The following is a 24,972-nucleotide window of genomic DNA, read 5'->3' as shown; positions in this document are numbered from 1 at the left end:
CTTCAGCGGGACCCGACAGTTTCGAGTTTTGCCGCAACTTCTAGAGCTGACGCCGTCGCGTTGCCCGGCGCCTGTTCCACCGAGCCCGTCTGCTGCGGCGCCGACAACTGCGCGAACGTCTGCTGCTGGTCGAGCCAGGCCACATAGTCCTGCTCGGTATCGACCATGACGATGCCATGCATCATCGGGTGCCCCTGGCCGCACAGTTCGGCGCACAGAACCTGGAAGGTCCCGGTCTTGGTGGGGGTGAACCAGAAATAGGTGACCGAGCCCGGTATCATGTCCATCTTGGCGCGGAATTCCGGAACGTAGAAATCGTGCAACACATCGATCGAGCGCAGCAGCATCTTGACCGGCTTGCCGACCGGCAGATGCAGGTCGGCCGCTTCGACCACGACGTCGTCCTGGCCGCTGGGATCCTTGGCGATCACGCCCAGCGGATTTTCAGCGGTGACGTCGCGGGTGTCGGATGTGCCGAGTTTGCCGTCCTTGCCGGGCAAGCGGAAGCTCCACTGCCATTGCTGGCCGACGACTTCGACCACGGTTGCGTCGCTTGGAACGTTGACGAACCGGCTCCAGACAAACAGGCCGGGAACCAGCATGGCGGTAACACCCACTCCGGTGACGATCGTCAGCCACCATTCGAGCCGCTTGTTCTCCGGTTCGTAGGCCGCCTGGTTGCCTTCGCGGTGACGGAAGCGGAAAACGCAATAGGCCATGAATAGGACGACTGCGGCGAAGACGACGCCGGTAATCCAAAAGGTGATGATGATGGTGTTGTCGATATAGTCCCAATTCGAGGCAATCGGAGTCCACCACCATGGGCTCAGGAAGTGGAACAACACCGAGCCCACGACGATCAAAACGAGTACAACCACTATGGGCATGTCCCGTTCCTCCCGGTATTTCAGGGGGCGCGAAGCCGTCCCGGGAAAATACCAAGTGCATCATGCGTGATTTGCGATCGAAATTCTAGAGCCGGTTGTGGAAGGAGCGAAAAATTGCTTCTGCGGCGCCCGGACCTTGCTTCGTTGGTGACGCCGGAGCGACACCTGACCCCCCAAATCAGGGAGGGCAGGGGCTGGCTTGATTCGGCTTGCCTTGTTCCAGCGGGATCAAAGCGCCTTGATGATGATGCAGCCGGCCAAAAGCAGCACGACGCCGGCGAGCCGCATGCCGGAGACAAGCCGCTGCGGCAGGCGGAACCAGCCGAAGGTGTCGACGAAGATGCCGGCGACCTGCTGGCCGGCCACCGTCAGGCTGACGGCAGCTGCCGCTCCGATGACGGGGATGGCGGTGAACACGGTCGTGACATAGGTGGCGCCGGCAAAACCTCCGAGCCAGCCCCACCAGGGCATCGACGACAGGCCGGCGAGGCGAGGGCGGGGCGTCTTCGTCAGGGCAAGCGCGATCAGAAGCACCGCGGCCATGGCCAGCATCGCCACCAGGAACGAGATGGTGCCGACCGCAAACGGCGCGCCGCCAAGGTCGTGCCGAAGCAAGGCGTTTACAGCGCCTTGCACCGGAAGCACGGCGCCTGCCAGCAGCGCCAGTCCGATCCACCCTGGTCTTGAGGATGCGGTATTGTCGGCCGCGCCCTTCTGTCCCAGAACGATGAGGGCAGCCCCGGCAAGCAAGACGAGCATGCCGAAGGCAGGCCCGGCTCGCAGTCCGGCTTCGGGGATCCCGAGCCAGCCGAACGTGTCGAGGGCGAAGGATGCAAGCATCTGCCCAGCGATGAAGAGCCCGACGGACACGACGGCGCCAAGGCGAGGGAACAGAAGAATGGTCGAAACAACGTAGAAGGCCGAAGCCATGCCGCCGATCGCATGCCACCATTCGGCTTGCCGAACGGCAAGCAGAGCCGGTGTCGTTCCGGTGAGGGCCGTGATCGACAACAGCACGATGGCGCCGACCGCGAGCTGAAGCGTGGTCGCGGCAAAGGGTGAGCCGACCGCCTTTGAAAGTTGGGCATTGGCGCCGGCTTGCACCGCAAGCAGGCCACCGGCGACAAGCGCCAGAGGGACGAAGAGGATTTCCACGATCGTATTCCTTGAATGCGGGGTGCGGCGGCTAGGGCATGATCCCAAAAAGTGGGTGCCGGTTTTTGGAAAAGATCATGCTCCAACAAAGGGTTAGATCATGATGAGATTTCAACCAAATCTCATCATGATCTAAGCGGCAGCCGATGCTTCGGGCAGGGCGGGAACGGCAATGCCTCTGACAACTGCGGAGCGTCGGCCTATGGCGGCATACCAACGCGCCAGGTCTGGCGCGTCATCGAGGCTGAGGCCGAGCCTGGTGACGGCCGCGTTGATCCATGGCCATGTCATCACATCGGCGATGCCGTAGCTTTTGCCGACGATGTGCTCATAGTTCTTGAGCCGGCTATTGAGCACTCGGAAGACGCGTCCGGTTTCGCGCTCAAAACGCTCGATCACATAAGGGATTTTTTCCGGCGCGAAGATTTTGTAATTCCACAATTGGCCAAGCGTCGGGCCGACATGGGCCGCCTGGAACAAGGTCCAGGTCAGAGTATCGTCCGCCTCCTGCGCGCCCACCGGCTGAAGCTTGCCCGACCGTCGCGCCAGGTAGTGTAGGATGGCGCCGGATTCGAAGACCGTGCGGCCGGCGTCCCGGTCGACGATCACCGGGATCTTGTTGTTGGGATTGAGCGCCAGGAAATCAGGCTTGGTCTGGTCGCCCCTTTCGATGTCGACCAAGCGGACCGAGTAGGGCAGGCCGACCTCTTCCAGCATGATCGAGGCCTTGTGCCCGTTGGGTGTCTGGCAGGTGTAGAGTTCTATCGGCGTCATGGCTCTTCTCCGCGACTGTTTCTTTTGTCGTCGGACTCCATATGGCGTGCGTGCATGCGCAGATCGACATGCCGATTCGCCCGCTTGCTCTGCGTTTTTGCACAGCGAAGCGTCATTTTGACTCGCAGAGCGCAGCGCTTTCTTTTATCTTTCTGCAAGAATGCACAGCTCACGCGATATCGACTGGGAAGATCTGCGCATGGTGCTGGCCGTCGCCGATGGCGCTTCGCTGGCGGCGGCGGCTCGGATCCTAGGCGTGAACCACACGACTGTGCTGCGGCGCGTCAACGCCTTCGAGACGCGGCTGGGTATCCGCCTTTTCGATCGGCTGCCGACTGGCTATGCCCTCACCGCGGGCGGCGAGGAACTGCTGGGCGCGGCACGCACAATGGCCGAGACGGTCAATGAACTGGCGCGCAAACTGTCGGGGCAGGATCTCAGGTTCGAAGGCAGGTTGCGGGTCACCACCACCGATACGCTGATGGCATCGGTGCTGCCGCCGATCCTGGCGGCGTTTCATAAGCTCCATCCCGGCATACGGGTCGAGGCGATGACGCAGAATTCCATCGCCAACCTGACGCAAAGGGATGCAGACGTGGCGATCAGGCCGGTGTCGCAACCGCAGGAAATCCTGGTCGGCCGGCGCATTTCGGGCGTCGCCTTCGCCGCCTACGCGACACGTTCCTATGCCGAAACGCTACCCCCGGAGCCGAGACTGGGTGCGCTGCGCTGGATCGCGCCCGACGACAGCCTGGCCAACACCGGCGTCGCCCGCTGGATGCGGTCGTCGCTGCCCGATGTCGAGATCGCCATACGCGCCGATTCCCTGGTGACGATGTCGCATGCGGCGGGCGCCGGAATCGGGGTTGCGGCGCTGCCCTGTTATCTCGGCGACAGCCTGCCCGGGCTTGTAAGGGTCGGAGGGCTGATCGAGGAGATCGGCTCGGCGCTGTGGGTGCTGGTGCACGACGATTTGCGCCGCACGGCGCGCGTCCACGCCTTCACCAAATTCGTCTCCGGCGAATTGCAGCAGCGGCGCGACCTTCTTGAGGGCAGGCTCGGCGCCGGAGCTTGAGACGCACGCCAGCTGACGCTGGGGTTCAACTCCGCAACAGGTTCCCAAGCTCGGCAACCGTCATCACGCGCCCGAACACCTTGCCTATGATGTCGAGGGTTGCATTGTGCGATGCCTCGTCCAGTCCGCCATTGGCGTCGCTGATGAAAGCCACCTTGTAGTCGCGCATGAAGGCGCTCCGCGCGGTGGATTCGCAGCAGATGCTGGTCACGGTGCCGATGATGATCACCGTGTCGACCCGGCCTGCGCCACGGATGTTGTGCAACACGGTCTCGAGCTGCGTGTTGTGGAAGGCATCGTAGCGGTGCTTCTTGATGACGACATCCCCAGGCAAGGGCGCAAGCGCGGCGACGATTTCGGCGCCGGCGCTGCCTTCCCGCATTCCTTTGGTTTTCAGCTTCGGCTGATAGCCGGTTTCCAGCGGCGAGGTATCGAAATGGTCGCTGAGCACATGCTGGGTGTAGATAACCGGGACGCCTTGCGCGCGGCAAAGCTCGACCACCTGCCGCATCGCCGGAATGCGATGGCGGGCCATGGCCACTTCCATGACGGCGCCCTCATCGACAAAGTCGCTTTGCATGTCGATGACCAGGAGGGCTGCGCGTTGCTTGTCGAACGGCCATGGTTCGTCGCCGGGCTGGGGCATTGCGTGTTTCCTGTTTCCGACGTTGATCAGGTGAGCAGCAGGCTCTTCATCGAGACATCGCAATTCCTGCCGATGACGATGTGATCGTGGATGGATGGAGAGATCAAGGTCGTGGCAATCTCGCAGCGAGCTCCGGGATTGGTTTGGGCGACTTGACGCGTCCTCGCTTGGCCTACGGGTCGATGACCGCGATCGCATCGATCTCTATCAGGTAGCCGGGAGACATCACCGCTATCCCGACCACCACGTTTGCTGGCTTGTGATCGCCGAACAGCTCGATCTGGGCCGCTTCGATGATCGGCACGTGTTCGTCGCGTTTGTAATCGACGATGTAGATCGTGATCTTGCAGACTTGCTCGGGCCGAGCGCCGGCGGCAGCAAGCGCTCGGCCGAGATTCCCGAACGCCAGGCGCGCCTGGACTGCGAAATCACCATGGCCAACGAGCTTGCCGTGTATGTCTTCTGGCTGCTGGCCCGAGACGAACACCAGCTTGCTTCCTGTCGCAACGACGACCTGGGAGTACATTTCCGGAATCGGCAGATCATTTGGATTTATGCATTCGAGCGTCATTGAATAGATCTCCTGCAATGGCTGACGGGAACTGGCTGCTTCGTATTCGCGAGTCTACGACATTGTCGCCGAAGCGGGCGCTTCCGTCGCAATATCACTTCTACACCGCAAGCGTGGGCGTTTGAGCCAAGCCGGAATGTTGCTGATTGGCTCGCGAGCGGTGGCGTTTGGGATGACGGCACCGGCGCCCATCAGGCTCAGATCAGCAGCAGGCCCTTCATCGAGGCGTTGCCTTTCTTGCCGATGATGATGTGGTCGTGGACGGCGATGCCGAGCGGCTTGGCGCTGTCGATGATCTGCTTGGTCATTTCGATGTCCGCACGCGATGGTGTCGGATCACCTGATGGGTGATTATGCACCAGGATGACGGCGCTGGCCGATAGTTCCAGCGCGCGCTTGATCACTTCGCGCGGATAGACCGGCGTGTGGTCCACGGTGCCGACCTGCTGTACCTCGTCGGCGATCAGCACGTTCTTCTTGTCGAGAAACAGGATGCGGAACTGTTCGCGGTTCTCGAACGCCATCGCCGAGCGGCAGTACGCAAGAAGCTGCGTCCAGTTGGACAGCACCTCGCGGTCGCGAACCTCGGTCCGCGCCATGCGCTGCGCGGCAGCGGCAATCACCTTCAGGTCGACCGCCACGGCGGGGCCGATGCCCTTCACCTCCTGCAGCAGCGCCACCGGTGCGCCAAGCACTTCGCCAAAAGTGCCGAAGCGCGCCAAGAGCGCCTTGGCGATCGGCTTGGTGTCGACGCGCGGGATCAGGCGAAACAGCAGCAGTTCGAGAAGTTCGTAGTCGGGCAGGGCGTCCGCGCCGCCGGCAACGAAGCGCTCGCGCAAACGGTCGCGATGGCCGTGATAGTGTGGCTTCTCCGTCGATTTGTCTCTTGGTGCCTTGTCCTTCGCCGGTGGTTCAAGCCACCGCTCGGAGAAGAACCCCCGTTCGTCGTCGCCACTCTTCCCCATCGACCCCCCACACTCCCCGAAGGCTTCGACGGCAGATTAGAGCGGTAAGCAGCGCGCGGTCGAGTTTTTTCGGCGACGGCGCCTCAAAGCCGCGGCTTGAGGCGATCTTGTTTTCAGCTGACCGCCGGCAGGCCGGGGCGGTCGAGCTTGTTTGGCGACAGGGTGAAAATCTCGCAGCCAGTTTCGGTGACGCCTATCGTGTGTTCGTACTGCGCCGACAGCGAGCGGTCGCGCGTCACCGCCGTCCAGCCGTCCGACAGCACTTTCACATGCGGCCGGCCAAGATTGATCATGGGCTCGATGGTGAAGATCATGCCCGGCCGCATCTCGACGCCTTCCGAGGCGGTGCCATAGTGCAGGATGTTGGGTGCGTCGTGGAACAACTGGCCAACGCCGTGGCCGCAGAAATCGCGCACCACCGAGCAGCGCTCTGCCTCGGCATAGGTCTGGATGGCGGCGCCGATGGCGCCGGTGCGGGCGCCGGGCCGGACCGCCGCGATTCCGCGCATCAGGCACTCATGAGTGACTTCAAGCAGGCGTTCGGCGGCGCGCTTGATGGTGCCGACGGGATACATGCGCGAGGAATCGCCGTGCCAGCCGTCGAGGATGTAGGTGACGTCGATGTTGACGATGTCCCCGTCCTTCAACGGCTTGCTGTCTGGAATGCCGTGGCAGACGACGTGGTTGATCGAGGTGCAGGACGATTTGGTGTAGCCGCGATAATTGAGCGTCGCCGGCAGCGCGCCTTGGTCCATGCCGAATTCGAAGACGAAACGGTCGATGGTCTCGGTGGTGACACCCGGCTGGACCATCGGCACCAGTTCATCGAGGCAGCGCGCGGTGAGATCGCAGGCCTTGCGCATGCCGGCAAATCCTTCCTCGCCATAGAGGCGGATCTGGCCGGTATTCCTGAGGGGTGCCGTGGTGGCGTCGAGATAGGTGACCATAGTGTCCGTTTGCCTGTAAGCGGGCGGCGCATACCAGCCCGTTAGAAAATTTCCCCAGATTTGGCACTGCAAGCCGCAAGGTTCAAGGAAGAACTGCCGGCAATGGACTGATACTGGCGATATTCCTGGCTTGCGCGGCCGCTCAGATGACATCCAGGTGCGCGATCTCCTCCGAATGCCGAGATCGCACTGACGACACATTTTCGCGCAAAAGCAGCCAAAGCAACTTTTGACGACGAACGGCGTTGCTGTGGTCGACGCCAGTTCGGGAGATATAGAATGGACAGATTGCAATTCGAGGTGCCGGTGCGCATCGCGCCCGCGCCCGGGCTGCCGGTAGAGGAAATATACAGCGTCGAACAGGCGCTGGATATCCTGCATGACTGGCCAAAGAAGCGACAGGGCAAGGTCTATGAAGCGGCGTTCAATGCCTGCTTCGGGGCCACGGTGGATGTGGTCAAGACTGAGGACGCCTGGCGCGCCTTCATGGCGTTTTGCCGGGTCAGTGGCCTGCTGGCCAGGGATATGATGGTTACGGCCAAGCGCGCCGGCGAGGCGAGGGGCCTGAGGGTCTAGAGTTCTGCTTGGCCTGGAGGCCGGCCAACCGACTCGTTCCAATCGGCGCGGACTCCGCGGCGTTAAGGTTCCGTTTCCGACTTCACAGCTAGGCATGAGCCATAGAGCAGCGTCTGATTCGTTGCGTCGGTTTCATGGTGCAGAACATGTCTTCAGCCAATGTGCGTACCTTCCCGCTAGATCGGCAGACCGTGCTGGTGCGCGAGGTCGCCGCAAGGCTGGGCAGACTGCACGGCGACACGGCCACGTCGTTCTGGAAGGCCACGGCGCGCGAACTCCTCGACAAGGCGGTCGCGGCCGGCTGCGATGCGGCTTCGGCGGCCAACGATGTCCGCCGGTTTTTTGCCGCGGTCCAGGACGAGATGCATTTCAAGGCGGACGATGCCGCACCAGGGCAGCGCCGGACGCGCACCCGCCTCTAGCTTCGAACAGAGGACCGACACGCGCTCACTGTGGCTAACCGTGGACCGGTCTTGGCGTCGACGATCTCGGGCCTTGCGCTGTCGATCGTGCCGTCCCAGCCACGGCGAGCGCCTTGTTGAACGCGAGACAGGCGATGAAATACTGGTCGCGCTCGGCCCTGGCGACGTCGGTCATCGCCAAGGAAATCGTCGAGCGCTATGGCGGGACCATCACGCCGGAGAACCTGCCTTACGGATGGCTTTTGCAGATGGTGGGATCGACGCGGTTTAGCGCAAGGCGTCGGCCTCTCGGCGATCCCTGTGCCGACCCGATCCGAATCGGCTATGCCTGCGCGATGCAGGAAACGTCTCTCTACATCCCGGTGAAGCGGTTTCTCGAGAGCCTGGAATTCACGGTGAAGGGCGAAGTCGGCCACTGCGATATCGTGGCGGTGCGCGACGGCGAGCCGCCTGTGCTGGTCATCTGCGAACTGAAATTGCAGTTCAACCTCGAACTGGTGCTGCAAGGTGTCGATCGCGCGGCGGCATGCGACGAAGTGTGGCTGGCCGCGCGCATGTCGGCGCGTGGCAAAGGCCGCGAGCACGACCGCCGTTTTCGCGCACTGTGCCGGCGGCTCGGCTTCGGGCTTCTGGCTGTCAGCGGCAAGGGGGAGGTCGAAGTGCTGCTCAGCCCGGCGGCTCTGCCGCCGCGTCGCGATCCGAAGCGCCGCTCCCGACTGATGGAGGAACACCGTCGCCGGCGCGGCGATCCGGTGGTCGGCGGTGGCTCGCGCGCCCCGATCATGACCGCCTACCGGCAGGATGCGCTGGCCTGCGCCGCAGCCATGACCGACGGGCCGAAACGCCCGCGCGATCTGAAAGCGATTTCGCCGCGCGCGCCCAGCATCCTATTGGACAATATCTATGGCTGGTTCGCCAGGGCCGAGCGCGGCGTCTACGCGCTGACCGAGGGTGGCCACGCGGCGTTACAGCGCTGGCCGCAGGTAGCGCACGACCAGGGGTGAGTGGCCGGAGATTGCCGCGAGCAGGCGCCGAGGGAAACCTCGGCACGGCAGCCGCTGTTCGCCGTTTCAACCGATGCGCCGCGCCACCCTTCCAGCCGCTGCTAGTTCGGCGGCTGCCGCGAGGCTTCCTGTTTTCCTGAAAGATCTGGTACGCCCAAGGGGAATCGAACCCCTGTTACCGCCGTGAAAGGGCGGTGTCCTAACCGCTAGACGATGGGCGCGCTCAGACGAAGCGGCTTATAATTGCGTTGTTGCCAACCGGCAACCCATCAGCCGCCAGATGCGGAAACTTTTTTCAAGAGGGGCGAAAACGGCCAGTTTGGTGAGCAAGCGCAGGTTTTCTGGCCTCGCGTCGTTGCACATCTTTGGACGAATGCGCCGCGCAGTCGTCATCCTCGCGTCTGCGCTGCGTCGCTGCGCTCCTTGCTTCGCCATAAGATGACGAAGTCGCGGGTGCCTCGGCTAATCTCGAACGTCGCTGAGAGCTAATCGGAAAAAACGGCGGGCTGCTAACAGCCCCTCGGCCCGTTTGCCGAATGGGGTGCTAACCCCGCCGGCGGCAGCGCCAGTTCCAGTCGCGCTCGGGGCCGACGTCGACGTGAACGGATTCGGTATGGCAGTAGGTGCCGACGCCGCCGCGGCCGGGCATGGTTCGGATGTAGCTCGCCAGTTCCCATTTGGAGACGCCGGGAACCTGGATGTCGGCGGCGGCGCAATACATGTGCAGCGAATTCTTGGCGCCGTTGGCGCGGCGGTTGCGGGCCGGGTCGCGGTAGCCTGATGTGACCATCATCTTGCGGCCGTAATGGCCTTCGATGGTCTTCAGCACCCGCACCAGCGACGGCTTCAGGCAGGCGACGTCGACGCTCTCGTTTTGCTTCAACAGGCCGTTGGGCGCCAGCCGGGCGAGGCCGGCGGCGGAAGCCACCTGATAGGCGCCGCCCGAACCCTCGTCCTCGTTCAGGTCGACGTCGCTTTCATCGTCGAGGCCGGATTTGCGCTTGATCTCGAACAGCGCCGTCTGGCGCACGCCGGGCAAGGCATCGCTGCCGGTGATGTGGTTGCTCTCGTTGCCAAGCGAGGCAAGCTGCAAGGGCTTGTCGGCCGAACTGGCTGAGGCCAACGTGATGATCGGCTTTGCCGGGGCGGCCTTCTGGGCAGCAACCGCAGGCTGTTCGCCCGAGCGCGAGTTGACCAGCGGAGCAGGTGCCGCCGAGGTTGGCGTGGTGCTGAACAGTGAGGCCAGGAAGCCCTTCTTCGGCGTGTCGATCTGCTGGGGCGCGGCGGTCACGTAGACCTCGCCGGGCGCGGGTGCCGCGGCAGTCGGTTTCGGCGCGGTCACGCCGGCATCGGCGGCGGCGATCTTCTGCGCCACGGCGTCCGTTGCGGCCGCGGTCTGTGCTGACTGCTGCAGCGACTGCGGCGTCTGGCCGACAATGGTTTCGGAGCCGGCGGGAACATTGACCGGGAAGCCGGTGCCGGGCTTGGCCACCGGCACATAGGCGACCTGCTCGGGCAGTGTCGCATCGCCCGCTGCCGTCATCATCATCTGCGGCCCGGTGGATGTGACCTGCACGGTCGAATCGCCCGGCGCCGCAGGGCTGGCGCCGGAAGCCGCGGCGATGTCAGAAGCGGTCGCGTTGTAGCCAGGCATGCCGACGGACATTGTGGGGTCGCTGGCGGAGGTGCAGGACGCCAGAAGCACGGAGAAAAGCGCTGCCGCTATAGTGCGACCTTCTCTCCCCGCGAGACGCGATCCTACTGATTTCAAAACTAAATTCCCCCTCGGTGTCCGGTCGGCCTGCTATTGGTGCGGCGTCGAAACGTTCACATCCAATAACCTTGTGTTCCCAAACCGGAAACGAGACTTGTGTCAATTCTGCAAGGCTCTGAATTATTTGCTCGTTGGAGGCCAATTGAGGCTTCTTGAAGGTTGACGACACCATTTCGCCCCGTTTTGCCGGCCCGTCAACTCACCAGACATTACATTCCGTTACACACAGGCACCTGCAAAAGGTGCCGGCCGTTACACGCGGACCTTCACATAGGTGCCGGGGGCATCACCCAGGGTTTTCATATGCTTGCCCGGTTTGCGGGCCGGAACGAGGGTGTCGTCCTGGGTTTCGATCCAGTGCTGCCAGTGCGTCCACCAGGAGCCGGGATGCTCCACCGCGGAGGCGAGCCACTGGCCAAAATCGCCTGTCGGTTTGCCGCCGGTCCAGTACTGGTATTTCTTGGCTGCCGGCGGGTTGACCACACCGGCAATGTGGCCGGAACCAGCCATCACAAACTCGACGTCGCCGCCGAAATATTGCGAGCCGAGAAACACCGAAAGGGCCGGCGCGATGTGATCTTCCTTCGACGCCAGGTTGTAAACCGGGATGGTGACGTCGGCCAGCGACACAGTGCGGCCGGCGAGTTCCATCACGCCACGAGTCAGATTGTTCTCGAGATAACAGTTGCGCAGGTAGAAGGAGTGGTTGGCGGCCGCCATGCGGGTGGAATCGGCGTTCCAGTAGAGCAGGTCGAAGGGAAGGGGATCCTTGCCGCGCATGTAATTGTTGATGACATAAGGCCAGATCAGGTCGCCCGAGCGCAGCATGTTGAAGGCGGTCGCCATCTTGGTGCCGTCGAGGTAGCCCTTTTCGTTCATCGATTTCTCGACCGCTGCCACCTGGTCCTCGTCGACGAAGACTTTCAGGTCGCCGGCATGGGTGAAGTCGACCTGCGTGGTGAAGAAGGTCGCCGATTTGATGCGGTTGTCGCCTTCCTGTGCCAGCAGTGCGAGTGCGGCCGCCAGCAGCGTGCCGCCGACGCAATAGCCGATGGCGTTGACCTCTTTCTCGCCGGTCGCCTTCTCGATCGTGTCGAGGCCGTATTGCAGGCCTTCCCGTATGTAAGCTTCCCAGCCCTTGGCGCCGTGCCGCTCGTCGGGATTGATCCAGGAGATGACGAACACGGTATGGCCTTGCTCGATCGCCCAGCGGATGAAGGACTTTTGCGGGTTGAGATCGAGGATGTAGAACTTGTTGATCCAGGGCGGGCAGATCAGCAGCGGGCGCTTGAGCACCGTCTCCGTCGTCGGATCGTACTGGATGATTTCGGCGACATCGCTGCGCCCGACCACCTTGCCGGGAGATGTCGCGACGTTCTTGCCGATCTCGAAGGGCGAATAGTCAGCTTGTCTCAGCTTCAGGTCGCCCTTGCCGGCGGCGATGTCTTCGGCCAGCATCTTCATGCCGCGCACCAGGTTTTCGCCATTCGAGGCAACGGTTTCTCGAAACAGCTCCGGATTGGTCAGGATGAAGTTCGACGGCGAGATGGCATTGGACACCTGCTTGACGTAGAAGCTGGCCTTATGGCGGGTGTGATCGTCGAGGCCTTCGGCGTGCTCGACCAGGTCGGCCGCCCAGCGCGAGGTGACGAGATAGGCCTGTTTGAGGAAATCGAAGAAAGCGTTGCGACCCCATTCGGGGTCTTGAAAACGCTTGTCGCCGCGCTCGGGCTTGACCGCATCTTCGGGCGCCTCGGCATTCGGGCTAACCTTCTGGATGGCGTTGCCCCAGACCGTCATGTAGCCGGCGAACAGTCGCGTCTGCGCTTCCAGCGCGCGTTGCGGGTCGGCCAGCCAATATTCGCTGAGCTTGGAAAAGGTTTTTACCATGTCGACCACGGGTTCGGCGACATGATCGCGCACCTCGCCCTTTTCGCGCGGCTCGGCCCAGGCGGAGGCGGCTTTGCCGGCCTGCTCGACCATGCGCGCCATGTTCAACGCGAAGCGTTCCGGGTCTTTCACCAGATATTGCTCGACGGTCGAAGATTGATCATCTTCCGCTTTGCTCGAATCAGGTGTTTTGGACATGGCTCGCGGGGTTCCTCCCGAGGCGTTTTCTTGACATATTATCATGGGACATCTGACCGGGTCCAATGCGCTGTACCCCGGCTGCCAGGAAAACAATATGACGATTAACACCGGCAAGACCATTTTTTCGGGGGCAGGCCGCTTTTGCCGCGTCGCGGTTGCAATCGCCTGTCTTGCGCCAGGGCTGCTGGCGGCAAGTGGCTGCACGAGCGCCAATACCGGCAACGGGATGAATGTCGGCCTGACGCAGGGCGCGCAGGACACCGGCTCTTATCCCAATCTCAACATCCCGCCGCAGGTGGCGGCAAGGCAACTCACCCCTGAGGAGACGCAGGCCAAGCTTGCCCAGTTGAAGGGCGAACAGCAGGGGCAAGTGGCCAAGGGCGGCGGCGGTGCCCCGTCCACCAGCCCGGCGGCGCTGAACTCGCTGGCGAAGAACCATGGCAAGGACACGCTGAAGCAGATCGAAGCCAAATGCGATCCCGCCCTCGACCCTACCTGCAAATAAGGCTATATCGCGCGCCGAAAGCGGTCTTTGCCAAAGGCGCCTAGCCAAGCCAACTGTGCTGAAGCCAATCTTAAATCGTCTGGAACTGACATGGAAGAATTTCACAAGGTCCGCCGGCTTCCGCCCTACGTGTTCGAGCAGGTCAACCGGCTGAAGGCCAGCGCCCGTTCGCGCGGCGCCGACATTATCGACCTTGGCATGGGCAATCCGGACCTGCCGACGCCGAAGGCGATCGTCGACAAATTGTGCGAAGTGGTGCGCGATCCGCGCACGCATCGCTATTCCTCCTCCCGCGGCATCCCAGGTCTGCGCCGCGCCCAGGCCGCCTATTATCAGCGCCGCTTCGGCGTGAAGCTCAATCCCGACACGCAGGTGGTGGCGACGCTCGGTTCGAAGGAAGGCTTCGCCAACATGGCGCAGGCGATCACCGCGCCGGGCGACGTGATCCTGTGCCCCAACCCGACCTATCCGATCCATGCTTTCGGCTTCATCATGTCGGGCGGCGTCATCCGTTCGCTGCAGGTCGAGCCGGATGACGGCTTCATCCCGGCGCTCGAGCGCGGTGTCCGTCATTCGATCCCGAAGCCGCTGGCATTGATCCTCAACTATCCGTCGAACCCGACGGCGCTGGTCGCCTCGCTCGATTTCTACAAGGACGTGGTCGCCTTCGCCAAGAAGAACGACATCATCATCCTGTCGGACCTTGCCTATTCGGAGATCTATTTCGACGGCAATCCGCCGCCTTCGGTGCTGCAAGTGCCGGGCGCCATCGATGTCTGCGTCGAGTTCACCTCGATGTCGAAGACCTTCTCCATGCCCGGCTGGCGCATGGGCTTTGCCGTCGGCAACGAGCGGCTGATCTCGGCGTTGACGCGGGTGAAGTCCTATCTCGATTACGGCGCCTTCACGCCGATCCAGGTGGCGGCGGCGCATGCGCTGAATGGCGACGGCGCCGACATCGCCGAAGTGCGCGAGGTCTATTTGAAGCGCCGCGACGTCATGGTCGATGCCTTCAGCCGCGCCGGCTGGACCATTCCGGCACCGGCTGCCTCGATGTTCGCCTGGGCGCCGATCCCGGAGCCGTTCAAGCATCTCGGCTCGCTTGAGTTTTCCAAGCTCCTGATCGAGCACGCCGACGTGGCGGTGGCGCCGGGCATCGGCTTTGGCGAGCATGGCGACGATCACGTCCGCATCGCGCTGGTCGAGAACGAGCACCGGATCCGGCAGGCGGCGCGCAACATCAAGCGCTTCCTGGCGTCCAGCGCCAAGCAGCCGAACAATGTGGTGCCGCTCGCCGCGCATCGCTAAAGTCGCCGCACATCTTATTCGAGCAGATTTTTTGAGGGGCGTCGCCGGGCATGGCTGAAGCGTTGCGTGTTGGAATTGCGGGTCTGGGTACGGTCGGCGCCTCGGTGGCGCGCGTGCTGCGCGACAAGGCAGCGGAGCTGACGCGCCAGTGCGGACGCGATGTCATCGTCACGACCGTTTCCGCGCGCGATCCCAAGCGCGACCGTGGCGTCGACCTCAGCGCCGCCAAATGGTTCGACGATCCGATCAAGATGGCGCAGGCCGCCGATATCGACGTCTTCGTCGAACTGATCGGCGGCGACGAAGGGGCAGCGCGCGCGTCGGTCAAGGCAGCACTTGAAGCCGGACGTCATGTCGTCACCGCCAACAAGGCGCTGTTGGCCAAGCACGGCGTGGCGCTTGCCGAAATCGCCGAGAAGAGGGGCGTGCTGCTCAACTACGAGGCGGCAGTTGCCGGCGGCATCCCGGTCATCAAGACGATGCGCGAGGCGATGGCCGGCAATTCGGTCACCCGCGTTTTCGGCATCCTCAACGGCACCTGCAACTACATCCTGACCCGCATGGAGGCCGAGGGCATCTCCTTCGACGAGTGCCTGAAGGACGCGCAACGGCTGGGCTACGCCGAAGCCGATCCGACTTTCGATATCGAGGGCCATGACACGGCGCATAAATTGTCGATCCTGACCAGCCTGGCCTTCGGCACCAGGATCGCCGCCAACGACATCTACATGGAAGGCATTTCCAATATCAGCCAGGCCGATATCCGCGCCGCGGGCGACCTTGGCTACCGGATAAAATTGCTCGGCGTCGCGCAGCGCACCGACAGCGGCATCGAGCAGCGTGTGCACCCGACCATGGTGCCGACCGCGTCGGTGATCGCACAGGTGCATGGCGTTACCAATGCGGTGGCCATCGAAACCGACATTCTGGGCGAACTGCTGCTCTCCGGCCCGGGCGCCGGCGGCAACGCCACCGCGTCCGCCGTGGTCGGCGATATCGCCGACATCGCAAAGAGCCGGCCGGGCTTCCAGCACGGTCCGGTGTTCGGCCTGCCGGCCAAGGAACTGCGCCCCTACAAGAAGGCGCAGATGCGCAGCCATGCCGGCGGCTATTTCATCCGGCTGACCGTGCACGACCGCATCGGCGTCTTCGCCGCGATCGCCAAGCGCATGGCGGACAACGACATTTCGCTGGAATCGATCGTCCAGCATGCCGTCAGCGGCGAGACGGACGCGCAAAAGACGGTGATCCTGGTCACCCACGAGACGACGGAAGCAGCGGTGCGCAAGGCTGTCGACGGCATCACCAAGGACGGCCACCTCACAGACAAGCCGCAGGTTATCCGCATCGAGCGTGCGGGCTAGGCCAAGTCATTTTTCTCCTTTAACCGATTGATGCTGCTGCTGAAAAGTGGTTCAGACGCCATAATGCTCTATCTCTTTGATTTGGAGCCGGATTGAGATTTCAGGTCGAACCCACCAATCATCATCGGGCTCTGGCGGAGGCGTGAGCCGCGAGATCAAGGCGCGTCACCAGGATGTGGAAAAGTTTTGAGACTTTCCTGTTTAGCCGTCGCATATTGCCGGAAATGACAATCTATAGATTACGCCTCCTATGACGGGCGACAAACGCCTCTTCCTCGATGTCAGGCAGTCGGCGACCGGTGTTTCCTGGGAACACCGGTTGAGCGAGCGGCAGGACATGACCGCGCTGGCCATAGCGCAGGGCCACGGCGTGCCCGACATTGTGGCGCGCGTGCTCGCCGGGCGCGGCGTCACCGCGGACCAGGCCGAGCGCTTCCTCGATCCGACGATCCGCAATCTGTTGCCGGATCCGGCTTCGCTGACCGACATGGGCAAGGCTGCGACCCGCATCGCCGAAGCGGTCATGGCCAAGGAGAAGGTGGCAATCTTCGGCGACTACGATGTCGACGGCGCCGCCTCTTCGGCGTTGCTCAAGCGCTTCCTGACGCATTTCTCGGTGCCTTCGGAGATCTACATTCCCGACCGCATCTTCGAGGGCTACGGCCCCAATCCGGAGGCTATGCGCGAACTGGTCTCGCGCGGCGCGACGCTGATCGTCACCGTCGATTGCGGCACCAACAGCGCTGTCTCCATCGATGCCGTCAAGGCCGCAGGCGCCGATGTGGTGGTGCTCGACCACCATCAGGTCGGCGGCCCGCTGCCGGAGGCGACCGCGGTCGTCAATCCCAATCGCGAGGACGACCTTTCCGGGCAAGGCCATCTGTGCGCCGCCGGTGTCGTCTTCCTCACTCTGGTGCAGACGGCGAGGGTCCTGCGCAGCCGGTTGCCCGACGCAGCGCCACCGGACCTGTTGTCGTTGCTCGACCTGGCGGCGCTGGCCACGGTTTGCGATGTGGTGCCGCTCATCGGCGTGAACCGCGCTTTCGTCGTCAAGGGACTACAGATGGCGCGGCAGCAGAAGAATGAGGGGCTCGCCGCACTGGCGCGGGTGTCCCGCATCGGTGAGCCGATAAGCACCTTTCATCTCGCCTATCTGATTGGGCCGCGCATCAATGCCGGCGGCCGCATCGGCGATGCAGCACTTGGCAGCCGGCTGCTCGCCACCGACGATCCGGTTGAGGCCAGGACCATTGCCGAGACACTCGACCGGCTCAACCAGGAACGCCAGCAGATGGAGCTGGAGATGCTGGCAGCGGCGCGCGCCGAGGCTGACGCCGAACTTGCCGGCGGCAACGGGCCGGCCATCATCGTCACCGCCAGCACCAATTGGCATCCCGGCATTGTCGGCTTGATCGCCTCGCGGCTGAAGGACCATGCGCGGCGGCCGGCCTTCGCCATCGCCTTCAACGCCAATGGCATCGGCACCGGCTCTGGCCGTTCGGTGTCGGGCTTCGATCTCGGACGGCTGGTGCGCGCAGCCGCCGATGCCGGGCTGATCGTCAAGGGCGGCGGCCACGGCATGGCCGCCGGCATCACGGTGGAACGCGCCAAGCTCGGCGAACTCCGTGCTTTCTTCGAGGAGCGCGCGGCGACCGAAGTGTTCCGGCTGCAGGACGAAGAAAGTCTGGCCGTCGACGGCGCGCTCGCCGCCGAGGGCGCGACGATTGCTTTGCTCGATGCATTGGAAAAGGCCGGGCCTTTCGGCGCCGGCCATGTCGCGCCGGTGTTCGCGCTGCCGCGCCATCGGCTGGCCGACGCGCGGGCCGTCGGCACCAACCACATCCGGGCTGATCTGCAGTCGGAAAGCGGCGGCCGCATCCAGGGCATCGCCTTTCGATCCGTCGATACCGCGCTGGGCGAATTCCTGTTCAAGAACAGGGGCAACACGATCCATGTAGCCGGCTCGCTGTCGGGGAATTATTGGAACGGCAACCGCACGGTGCAGTTCCGCATCACCGATGCGGCCAAAGCCTGACATTGCCGAATTGGTTTAAGCGAGAACCGTCTGCAGCCGCTTCAACTCGCTGATCTGCGCCATCGTCGCCTGGTAACCGACGCTGATCGCCTCATCCGCGCGGTGGAATTCGGTCAAGCCGATATGGCTGAGTTTCGGTTGGAGCGACATGTCGGGCGGATCGCCCGCCAGCCTTGCGCGTGAAATCCGGTCCTGGATGATGTTGAAAGCTTCGACCATGACGCCGGTGATGCCGAGACGGCTTTGGTGCGGCTGGTGGTCGGGGCTGGCCTGGCCTGGCCGGGGCGCGTCCTTCTCGATGAGCAGTTCGCCGGCGCTGTGCTTGATGACGGCGGCGCGGCCGAACAGATCGTAGTGAAGGTTGACCGCGACGACCAGCGGCTGCTCGTAGGCGCGGCAGACCGAAACCGGAACCGGGTTGACCAGCGCGCCGTCGACCAGAATGCGGCCGTTGCAATTCACCGGTTCGAACACGCCGGGCAGCGCATAGGAAGCCCGCATCGCGGTGATCAGCGAACCGCTGGACAGCCAGATCTCATGGCCGGTGCGAATTTCGGCGCCAACGGCGACGAACGGTTTCGTCAGATCCTCGAAGCGGATGCCTGCCATGTGCTCGCGCAGCCTGACGTCCAGTTTCATACCGCCGAACAGGCCGCTGCCGCGCAGATTGAGATCGAGCAGGCCGAAGATGCGCCGCTTGGTCAGGCTGCGGGCGAACTCCTCGAGTTCGTCCAGCTTGCCGGCGAGATAGCAGCCGCCAACCAGCGCGCCGATCGAGGTGCCGGCGATCATTGAGACTTCGATGCCGGCTTCGTCGAGCGCGCGCAGCACGCCAATGTGCGCCCAGCCGCGTGCGCAGCCGCCGCCCAGCGCGAGCGAAATGCCTGTCTTGCCCGCAGGTTGCGGGTCAGGCACGCCGCCGGACGATGAGGGGCCATTGGCCTCCCGCACGTCCGGTCTGCTACGCAATGACGCCCACTCGAGCATCATGATCTCCCTTGTCCCGCGTCCGTTCTACAGGAAGGACGTTTGAGAATAGTGAATATGAGTGGTTTGCGACTGTTGAATGGTTCACGCGGGCTTCCGATACGTTTTTTCCGCATCGAACAGCGGCGTGCTGCCATCGCCGGCAAGCGTTGCCTTGCCGCCGATTAGCCCCACCGTCCGATAAAAACATGAACGCCGGCCGGTGTGACAAGTTGCGTCGTGGCCCAACACTTTGACGCGCAACCATATGGCGTCCTGGTCACAATCCGTGAGCATCTCGACGACCGTCTGAAAATTGCCTGATGTTTCGCCCTTCTTCCACAGCGTGCTGCGCGAGCGCGACCAGTAGTGCGCGATGCCGGTTTCGAGCGTCAGCGCCAGCGCCTCGGCATTCATATGCGCGACCATCAGCAGCATACCGTCAGCGGCGTCGGTGACGACGACGGTGACCAGCCCGGCAGCATCGAAGCGCGGGGAAAACACCGCGCCTTCTTCGAGAGCCTTCTTGTCTGATGGAGCCTTGGGAAATGTTAGTGCCGACATCGCCGGTCCTTGATCTAGCGATGCCGGCGAGAGGCTTACGCCCCGAGGCCGCGCACCATGGTGACGAAACGGACCTGTTCCTCGGGCGTGTCCTTGAACACGCCGGTGAAGGTCGAGGTCAGCGTGGTGGAGCCCTGCTTGCGGATGCCGCGCATGGCCATGCACATATGCTCGGCCTCGATCATGACGGCGACACCGCGCGGATTGAGCACGTCCTGGATGACGCCGGCGATCTGTGCGGTCATGGCCTCCTGAGTCTGCAGGCGATGGGCGAAGATATCGACCACACGGGCGATCTTGGACAGGCCGACGACCTTGCCATCCGGGAGGTAGCCGACATGCGCCTTGCCGATGATCGGCACCATGTGGTGCTCGCAATGCGAGTGGAACTGGATGTCCCTGACGATGACGAGATCGTCATAGCCGGCGACTTCCTCGAAGGTGCGGCCGAGCTCTTCGGCCGGGCACATGTCATAGCCGTTGAACATTTCGAGAAAGGCCTTGGTGACGCGCTTGGGCGTGTCGATCAGGCCCTCGCGGTCCGGATTGTCGCCGGTCCAGCGCAACAGCGTGCGCACGGCGGCCTCGACCTCGGCTTCGCTCGGCCTGTCGGTGACCGGCTTGTCCAGATAGTCGGAAGGGGGCATTATTTTCTTGATGACGGCATCCATAAAGGCGTCTCCCGTAGTTCCTCTCTCAGGAGGAACGAGTTGAACGGACCACGACCTTTCGGGTGCTGAAAACTCGCCCGGTTTCCAGCCCGCAAGCGGCGTGAACGAAATGGGCAAGGACGATGGCTTTGCGTTGCCTTGTCGATACCCGACTGCCACCATTATATATGGTCGTGCGCAGCGAATGAAAGACGGTACAACGGCAATCGCTGTTCGCTTGGCGGCGACGGATTGGAAAAATATGATTGACGACGTCTACAATGCGAAAATTCTGGGATTTGCCGGAAACATCGCCCGCGTCGGCCGGCTCGATCATCCGGATGCGACGGCCAAGGCCCATTCCAAATTGTGCGGCTCGACGGTGACCATCGACCTCAAGATGGACAATGGCGTCGTCACCGATTTCGCGCATGACGTGAAGGCCTGCGCGCTCGGCCAGGCCTCGTCCTCGATCATGGCTCAACATGTCATCGGCGCCAGCGCCGACGAATTGCGGGCGGTGCGCGACACCATGCTGAAGATGCTCAAGGAAAACGGCGCGCCGCCGCAAGGCCGCTTTGCCGATCTGAGATATCTGGAGCCGGTGCGCGACTACAAGGCGCGCCATGCCTCGACCATGCTGACCTTCGATGCGGTCGTCGATGCCATCGGTCAAATCGAGAAGAAACGCGCAGAAGAAGCAGCGTGACATAGCGCGGGCTTCGCGCAGGACATGACGGAGGAAGTGTTTGCATTGGTTGATGGTGGCTTCGGGCCTTGTGGTTTCGCTGGTCACGAGTGGCTATGCTGCCGGCGCAGAAAACGCCTCGCAGCAGAAGGCTGCCGCCTACCTCGCTGACAAGCTGGCTGGCTGCTGGATTATCCCCGTCGGCGACGAACTTGTGGCCACACGCGTCAAAATCAGCTTTAACCGGGATGGTTCGCTGGCGGCGCCGCCGAAGGTACTCAATCTTGCAACAGAACCACAGGGCAAGAAGTTCGATGACAGCGCAGTTCGGGCGATTACCCGTTGTGCGCCCTTCATTGGCCTTGCGATTTATGCCGATAGCTACCAGGCTTGGCGCGAGACGACGGTCAATTTCGACGGCCGAGTGATGTCATCCGGCGCGCAGCAGAAATAGAACCGAGGGCTTAAGAAGCACGACGGCTTAGGTCTGCTGTTCCTGCGCCCGTCTGCTTTCGGCAAATTCGCTTCTCACCCAGTCGGCAAAGGCCTTGGCCGGCTCCGGCAGGTCCTTCAAACTCCTGGCCACCAGCCAGTAGGCGCCGGATGCGACGTCGATGTCGAACGGCTTGATCAGCGCGCCGGACGCAATCTCCTCGCCGATCTGCAAGAGGTCGCCCAGCGCCACGCCGTGGCCGAGCAGGGCGGCCTGCTTCGACAGCGACACATCCGCCAGCATAGGGCCGCGCGCCGGAATGGCGTCGGCGGCGACGCCAGCCGCTTCGAACCAGCGCGCCCAGCCCTGACGATTTTCCTCGTGCAACAGCGTGTAGCGGGCAAGGTCGAGCGGCTTTTCGAGGGCAGGGCCCGATCCCAGCAAGGCCGGCGACAGGACCGGTGAATCGACGGTCGAGGCTAGCCATTCGGCCTCGCTGCGCGGCCATGAGGTGGCGCGCGCGCTGAAGCGCAAGGCGAGTTCGGGCTGATCGCTGCGGAACTCGATCGGCCTTGGGTCAACTTCGAGGGAAACGTCGATATCGGGCCGCAACTGGCTGAAGCGGTTGAGCCGCGGCAACAGCCATACCGAGGCCAGCGACGGCTCGACACTGACGCGGACCACCGACTGCGCCGGAACAGCCACCAGGTCCGAAAGCAGCCTGTCGATGTCATCGAAACTCCTGACCAGCTGATCGAGCAGGCGCTGGCCGGCCTCGGTCAACTCGACGCGGCGGTGATGACGGTGGAACAAGGGCTGGTGCAGGAACTGCTCGAGTTCGCGGATCTGCCGGCTGATGGCGGCCTGCGAGACGAACAGCTCCTCGGCGGCCCGGCTGAAACTCAATTGCCGGCCGGCTGCCTCGAAACTTCGCAACGCCGTCAGGGGCAACCGTCCGCGCTTCATTTCGCATAACCGAAAGTTATCCGAACCGGAAATTATACTCGTTTGAAGGCGAAGGCCAGCGGGCGTCTAATCCGCCTCAAAGGAGATGCGCCATGATCCAGTTACTGAAGATCTTTTGCGATGTGATGCGGATCGCGACATTTCAGTGGCATGGCGACAGGCGGCATCATGTGCAGCGCACCGAGCAAAGGCCGGCCACCCGCTGGGCGGCTCCATCGGAGCGGCATCCCTTTCGCCGCTCGCGACCCTGAAGCCGACAAAGAGGCGAGTGAGTGAAGAGGATTGCGTTTGCCGGCCGAAGCTCACATCTATCGGTTTGGAAACGCAAGCTGACCCGGAAGCCGGTTTCGGGGTCGCGTTCGGAAAGAGACTGCGGTGGGCGACCAGCATCGGCATGTGCATGCCGCCGGACAGACCCGGCGCGGGCGCAACTGGCCCGGTCCCTGGCGCAAAACACCCGGCCGCATTTTCGGCACGTCGCTGGTGCGCTTGTACCAGCTGACGCTGTCCGGCTTTGTCGGCAATTCCTGCCGGCATCTGCCGACCTGTTCCGAATACGCGCATGAGGCAATCGCCCGCCATGGCCTGTGGGCCGGCGGCTGGATGGGGCTTTTTCGCGTGCTGCGCTGCGGGCCGTTCGGAACGCATGGTGTCGACCGCGTGCCGGAGGTGCTCGCTCCGCGCTACGTCTGGTTCACGCCATGGCGTTATTGGCAGATCGGCAGGAAGCGCGGCGAGGCCTGACGGCGGACGCGCTGGGTCCCTGATATAGATCGCCAGGGCGGCATTTCTTTACGATCCGGTAGGTTTAACAACGGCCTGCACAAAGACTGCGCATTTGAGTCAAAATCGAGCCAAGACACTTCGCTAAGCGCCTCCTGTTCATTCCCAGGAGAGCCCACATGCGTCGGATCGAAACCCATCCCTTCATCATTGCCGCGGTCCTCTTCCTGCTGGCCTGGTTTCTGGGATTTCCGATGCGGGCGCAATCGGCGCCGCTTGGCGATGTCGCCTGTACGCTTATCCAGGACGCGGCGAGCGGCGAGACGCTCTACCAGAATGGCGTCTGCGACCAACGCGTCAGCCCGGCATCGACCTTCAAGGTGCCGCTGGCACTGATCGGCTACGACAGCGGAATCCTGAGCGATGCGCATACGCCGACCTGGAACTACAAGCCTGAATTCAGGGCCGTGAAGCGCGACCACAAGGCCGTCGACCCGACGATCTGGGAGCGCGACTCGATCGTATGGTATTCGCGCGAGATCGTGCGCCGGCTCGGCGCAAAAAGCTTTGCCGGCTACGTCTCGAAATTCGGCTACGGCAACATGGATGTCTCGGGCGATGCCGGCAAGGACAACGGGCTCACGCAATCCTGGATAAATTCCTCGCTTGAGATATCGCCGATCGAACAGACAGCCTTCCTGCGCCAGCTGCTCGCCGGCAAGATGCCGGTTTCTGCCAAGGCGCACGAGATGACCCGAGCCATCCTGCCGAGTTTTCAGGCCGACGGCTGGACGGTGCAGGGCAAGACCGGCAGCACCAGGCTGGGAAACAGCAAGGACAAGCGCTCGCTGGGCTGGTTCGTCGGCTGGGCCGAAAAGGGCGGCCGGCGGATCGTCTTTGCCCGGCTGGTCGTCGACACCAAGCCGATCGACATGCGGAAAGGCCTGGCGACACGCGCGGCGTTCCTGAAGGATTTGACGCAGCTGGTGAAGTGAGCTTGCTGTAGCTTCAAGTGCTCCGGCGGGCACGAAGGATGTGGCCGCCGGAATTCCTTGTCTCCGCCTTTGGCGCCCTGGAGAAGCGGGCGGCGATGTCGCTGCTTTCCAGATCTTCGATCTCATCGAAGCCGAGCTCGCGCAGCGATTGCGCCAGTGCCGCGGGCACGAAGAAGCTGATCCAGGGCTCTCCGGCAGCGGCGACGCGCGCCGCATGGAAAGAGAGGGCAGCCTGTCCAGCCGCATCGCGGTTCTCGGCCGGCTCGCTGTAGTCGAAGACGACCTCCGAACCGGGCATGCCGGCAATCCAGGACAGGGTGCTGAAGATTGCGTCCTGGCTCAGATACGGAACGACACCCAGCCAGATGAAGAAACTGGGCTCGGTCTGCCGCAAACCGGCCGATGCCAGTTCATCCGCGGGGCGCTGGCGCTCGAAGTTGACCGGCACGAACATCGTGGCCCGCGGTTCAGCAAGACCAGCATCGGCGATGCATTTCCGTTTCCAGGCCTGTGTCGCCGGGTGATCGACTTCGAACACCGCGACATCAGGGTACGGATTGCGCAGCGAGAAAGTGTCGAGGCCGGCGCCGAGCACCACCACTTGCCGGACGCCCCGGCGCACCGCCGCAGCCAGCCAGTCCTCGGCGAGGCGGGCGCGCGCTGCCACGAACAGGCGCATGCGCCGGCTGCGCTCACCTTCCTGCTCGAGCTCCTGCACCATCGGTGCGGCATCGCCCAGTATCGCACTCGCATATGGGTCGCGAAACAGCGCCGCCTGCTGCGAGAACTGGTGGAGGGCCCGCATGCGCGCGACACCCAAGGCGGTTCGGCTGGGTTTTGCGTCTTCCATGCCGGGGATTCCAACCTCGTGTCGGGGAAATTCGCAAG

General features: G+C 63.1%; 26 protein-coding genes and 1 tRNA gene. 12 read left to right on the top strand and 15 right to left on the bottom strand.

Translation table 11 applies throughout. From position 1 onward, the window contains the following. Positions 1–2 precede the first annotated feature (2 nt). The 3 genes from NKL06_RS28595 to NKL06_RS28585 form a co-directional block, all read right to left on the bottom strand. Positions 3–887, bottom strand: coding sequence for a cytochrome c oxidase subunit II (locus NKL06_RS28595; RefSeq protein WP_023667661.1), 885 nt, complete (start codon positions 885–887; stop codon positions 3–5). A gap of 228 nt (positions 888–1,115) precedes the next feature. Further along, entirely contained in the window at positions 1,116–2,042 is a 927-nt protein-coding gene (locus NKL06_RS28590) for a DMT family transporter (protein WP_023667660.1), read from the bottom strand. A 132-nt stretch (positions 2,043–2,174) separates the two neighbouring features. Then, positions 2,175–2,816: a glutathione S-transferase family protein gene (locus NKL06_RS28585; RefSeq protein WP_027050354.1), complete on the bottom strand. Its 642-nt coding sequence runs from the start codon at positions 2,814–2,816 to the stop codon at positions 2,175–2,177. A gap of 160 nt (positions 2,817–2,976) precedes the next feature. Between NKL06_RS28585 and NKL06_RS28580 the strand changes: the two genes are divergently transcribed. After that, the gene (locus NKL06_RS28580; protein ID WP_023691120.1) at positions 2,977–3,891 is read left to right on the top strand and encodes a LysR family transcriptional regulator; all 915 of its coding nucleotides are present in this window, start codon (positions 2,977–2,979) and stop codon (positions 3,889–3,891) included. A gap of 25 nt (positions 3,892–3,916) precedes the next feature. On the opposite strand, the gene NKL06_RS28575 is transcribed toward NKL06_RS28580, so the two are convergent. The 4 genes from NKL06_RS28575 to map form a co-directional block, all read right to left on the bottom strand. Then, positions 3,917–4,537 (bottom strand): isochorismatase family protein, encoded by a 621-nt coding sequence (locus tag NKL06_RS28575; RefSeq protein ID WP_198027035.1) that lies wholly within the window; start codon positions 4,535–4,537, stop codon positions 3,917–3,919. 172 nt (positions 4,538–4,709) lie between these two features. Continuing rightward, the gene (locus NKL06_RS28570) at positions 4,710–5,108 is read right to left on the bottom strand and encodes a RidA family protein (RefSeq protein ID WP_023681625.1); all 399 of its coding nucleotides are present in this window, start codon (positions 5,106–5,108) and stop codon (positions 4,710–4,712) included. 197 nt (positions 5,109–5,305) lie between these two features. Beyond that, on the bottom strand, positions 5,306–6,073 hold the full coding sequence (gene radC, locus NKL06_RS28565; protein WP_023691123.1) for a RadC family protein: 768 nt from the start codon (positions 6,071–6,073) through the stop codon (positions 5,306–5,308). A gap of 113 nt (positions 6,074–6,186) precedes the next feature. Next, positions 6,187–7,020 carry a type I methionyl aminopeptidase gene (gene map, locus NKL06_RS28560; protein WP_023688239.1) on the bottom strand — a complete coding sequence of 278 codons (834 nt, stop codon included), beginning with the start codon at positions 7,018–7,020 and terminating at the stop codon, positions 6,187–6,189. Between the two features lie 279 nt (positions 7,021–7,299). On the opposite strand from map, the gene NKL06_RS28555 reads away from it, so the two are divergent. The 3 genes from NKL06_RS28555 (at position 7,300) to NKL06_RS28545 (ending at position 9,022) form a co-directional block, all read left to right on the top strand. Beyond that, on the top strand, positions 7,300–7,596 hold the full coding sequence (locus NKL06_RS28555; protein ID WP_023667653.1) for a DUF982 domain-containing protein: 297 nt from the start codon (positions 7,300–7,302) through the stop codon (positions 7,594–7,596). A gap of 146 nt (positions 7,597–7,742) precedes the next feature. Then, positions 7,743–8,018, top strand: a complete 276-nt coding sequence (locus NKL06_RS28550; RefSeq protein ID WP_023691124.1) for a DUF6074 family protein — start codon at positions 7,743–7,745, stop codon at positions 8,016–8,018. A gap of 335 nt (positions 8,019–8,353) precedes the next feature. Next, positions 8,354–9,022, top strand: coding sequence for a DUF2161 domain-containing phosphodiesterase (locus NKL06_RS28545; RefSeq protein WP_023691125.1), 669 nt, complete (start codon positions 8,354–8,356; stop codon positions 9,020–9,022). A gap of 146 nt (positions 9,023–9,168) precedes the next feature. Here NKL06_RS28545 and NKL06_RS28540 read toward each other — a convergent pair. The 3 genes from NKL06_RS28540 to phaC all read right to left on the bottom strand — a co-directional run bounded on the left by NKL06_RS28540 (position 9,169) and on the right by phaC (position 12,884). Beyond that, positions 9,169–9,243, bottom strand: a tRNA-Glu gene (locus tag NKL06_RS28540). Positions 9,244–9,566: 323 nt separating this feature from the next. Continuing rightward, the gene (locus NKL06_RS28535) at positions 9,567–10,688 is read right to left on the bottom strand and encodes a YcbK family protein (RefSeq protein WP_023691126.1); all 1,122 of its coding nucleotides are present in this window, start codon (positions 10,686–10,688) and stop codon (positions 9,567–9,569) included. A gap of 360 nt (positions 10,689–11,048) precedes the next feature. Next, positions 11,049–12,884 (bottom strand): class I poly(R)-hydroxyalkanoic acid synthase, encoded by a 1,836-nt coding sequence (gene phaC / locus NKL06_RS28530; RefSeq protein ID WP_023691127.1) that lies wholly within the window; start codon positions 12,882–12,884, stop codon positions 11,049–11,051. 97 nt (positions 12,885–12,981) lie between these two features. Between phaC and NKL06_RS28525 the strand changes: the two genes are divergently transcribed. From NKL06_RS28525 to recJ, 4 genes are all read left to right on the top strand, one after another. After that, complete coding sequence (locus tag NKL06_RS28525; RefSeq protein ID WP_023691128.1) at positions 12,982–13,392, top strand: hypothetical protein; 411 nt, start codon at positions 12,982–12,984, stop codon at positions 13,390–13,392. 90 nt (positions 13,393–13,482) lie between these two features. Further along, entirely contained in the window at positions 13,483–14,700 is a 1,218-nt protein-coding gene (locus NKL06_RS28520) for an LL-diaminopimelate aminotransferase (protein WP_023681615.1), read from the top strand. A gap of 50 nt (positions 14,701–14,750) precedes the next feature. Then, entirely contained in the window at positions 14,751–16,064 is a 1,314-nt protein-coding gene (locus NKL06_RS28515) for a homoserine dehydrogenase (protein ID WP_023695460.1), read from the top strand. A 250-nt stretch (positions 16,065–16,314) separates the two neighbouring features. Next, positions 16,315–18,099 carry a single-stranded-DNA-specific exonuclease RecJ gene (gene recJ / locus NKL06_RS28510; protein WP_023691129.1) on the top strand — a complete coding sequence of 595 codons (1,785 nt, stop codon included), beginning with the start codon at positions 16,315–16,317 and terminating at the stop codon, positions 18,097–18,099. Between the two features lie 15 nt (positions 18,100–18,114). Here recJ and NKL06_RS28505 read toward each other — a convergent pair whose 3' ends face one another. From NKL06_RS28505 to folE, 3 genes are all read right to left on the bottom strand, one after another. After that, positions 18,115–19,086: a patatin family protein gene (locus NKL06_RS28505; RefSeq protein ID WP_023667624.1), complete on the bottom strand. Its 972-nt coding sequence runs from the start codon at positions 19,084–19,086 to the stop codon at positions 18,115–18,117. Between the two features lie 84 nt (positions 19,087–19,170). Then, positions 19,171–19,629: a phosphoribosyl-AMP cyclohydrolase gene (gene hisI / locus NKL06_RS28500; RefSeq protein ID WP_023688273.1), complete on the bottom strand. Its 459-nt coding sequence runs from the start codon at positions 19,627–19,629 to the stop codon at positions 19,171–19,173. Positions 19,630–19,664: 35 nt separating this feature from the next. Then, positions 19,665–20,300: a GTP cyclohydrolase I FolE gene (folE, locus tag NKL06_RS28495; RefSeq protein WP_023667622.1), complete on the bottom strand. Its 636-nt coding sequence runs from the start codon at positions 20,298–20,300 to the stop codon at positions 19,665–19,667. A gap of 241 nt (positions 20,301–20,541) precedes the next feature. Between folE and NKL06_RS28490 the strand changes: the two genes are divergently transcribed. Both NKL06_RS28490 and tolA read left to right on the top strand, forming a co-directional pair. After that, positions 20,542–20,988 (top strand): iron-sulfur cluster assembly scaffold protein, encoded by a 447-nt coding sequence (locus NKL06_RS28490; RefSeq protein WP_023691130.1) that lies wholly within the window; start codon positions 20,542–20,544, stop codon positions 20,986–20,988. 40 nt (positions 20,989–21,028) lie between these two features. Continuing rightward, positions 21,029–21,421: a cell envelope integrity protein TolA gene (tolA, locus tag NKL06_RS28485; RefSeq protein WP_155923149.1), complete on the top strand. Its 393-nt coding sequence runs from the start codon at positions 21,029–21,031 to the stop codon at positions 21,419–21,421. 27 nt (positions 21,422–21,448) lie between these two features. On the opposite strand, the gene NKL06_RS28480 is transcribed toward tolA, so the two are convergent. After that, entirely contained in the window at positions 21,449–22,366 is a 918-nt protein-coding gene (locus tag NKL06_RS28480; RefSeq protein ID WP_023667619.1) for a LysR substrate-binding domain-containing protein, read from the bottom strand. A 375-nt stretch (positions 22,367–22,741) separates the two neighbouring features. On the opposite strand from NKL06_RS28480, the gene yidD reads away from it, so the two are divergent. Beyond that, positions 22,742–23,110: a membrane protein insertion efficiency factor YidD gene (gene yidD / locus NKL06_RS28475; protein WP_023691131.1), complete on the top strand. Its 369-nt coding sequence runs from the start codon at positions 22,742–22,744 to the stop codon at positions 23,108–23,110. 158 nt (positions 23,111–23,268) lie between these two features. After that, the gene (gene blaOXA, locus NKL06_RS28470; protein WP_023691132.1) at positions 23,269–24,084 is read left to right on the top strand and encodes a class D beta-lactamase; all 816 of its coding nucleotides are present in this window, start codon (positions 23,269–23,271) and stop codon (positions 24,082–24,084) included. Between the two features lie 13 nt (positions 24,085–24,097). Here the strand turns inward: blaOXA and NKL06_RS28465 are convergent, their stop codons facing one another. After that, entirely contained in the window at positions 24,098–24,934 is an 837-nt protein-coding gene (locus tag NKL06_RS28465) for an SAM-dependent methyltransferase (RefSeq protein WP_023691133.1), read from the bottom strand. Positions 24,935–24,972 lie beyond the last annotated feature (38 nt).

The sequence above is a fragment of the Mesorhizobium sp. C268A genome (genome assembly GCF_040324475.1).
Lineage (GTDB): Bacteria > Pseudomonadota > Alphaproteobacteria > Rhizobiales > Rhizobiaceae > Mesorhizobium.
The sequence above is the reverse complement of the archived record's forward strand: the minus strand, read 5'-3'. Positions and strand labels throughout refer to the sequence as shown.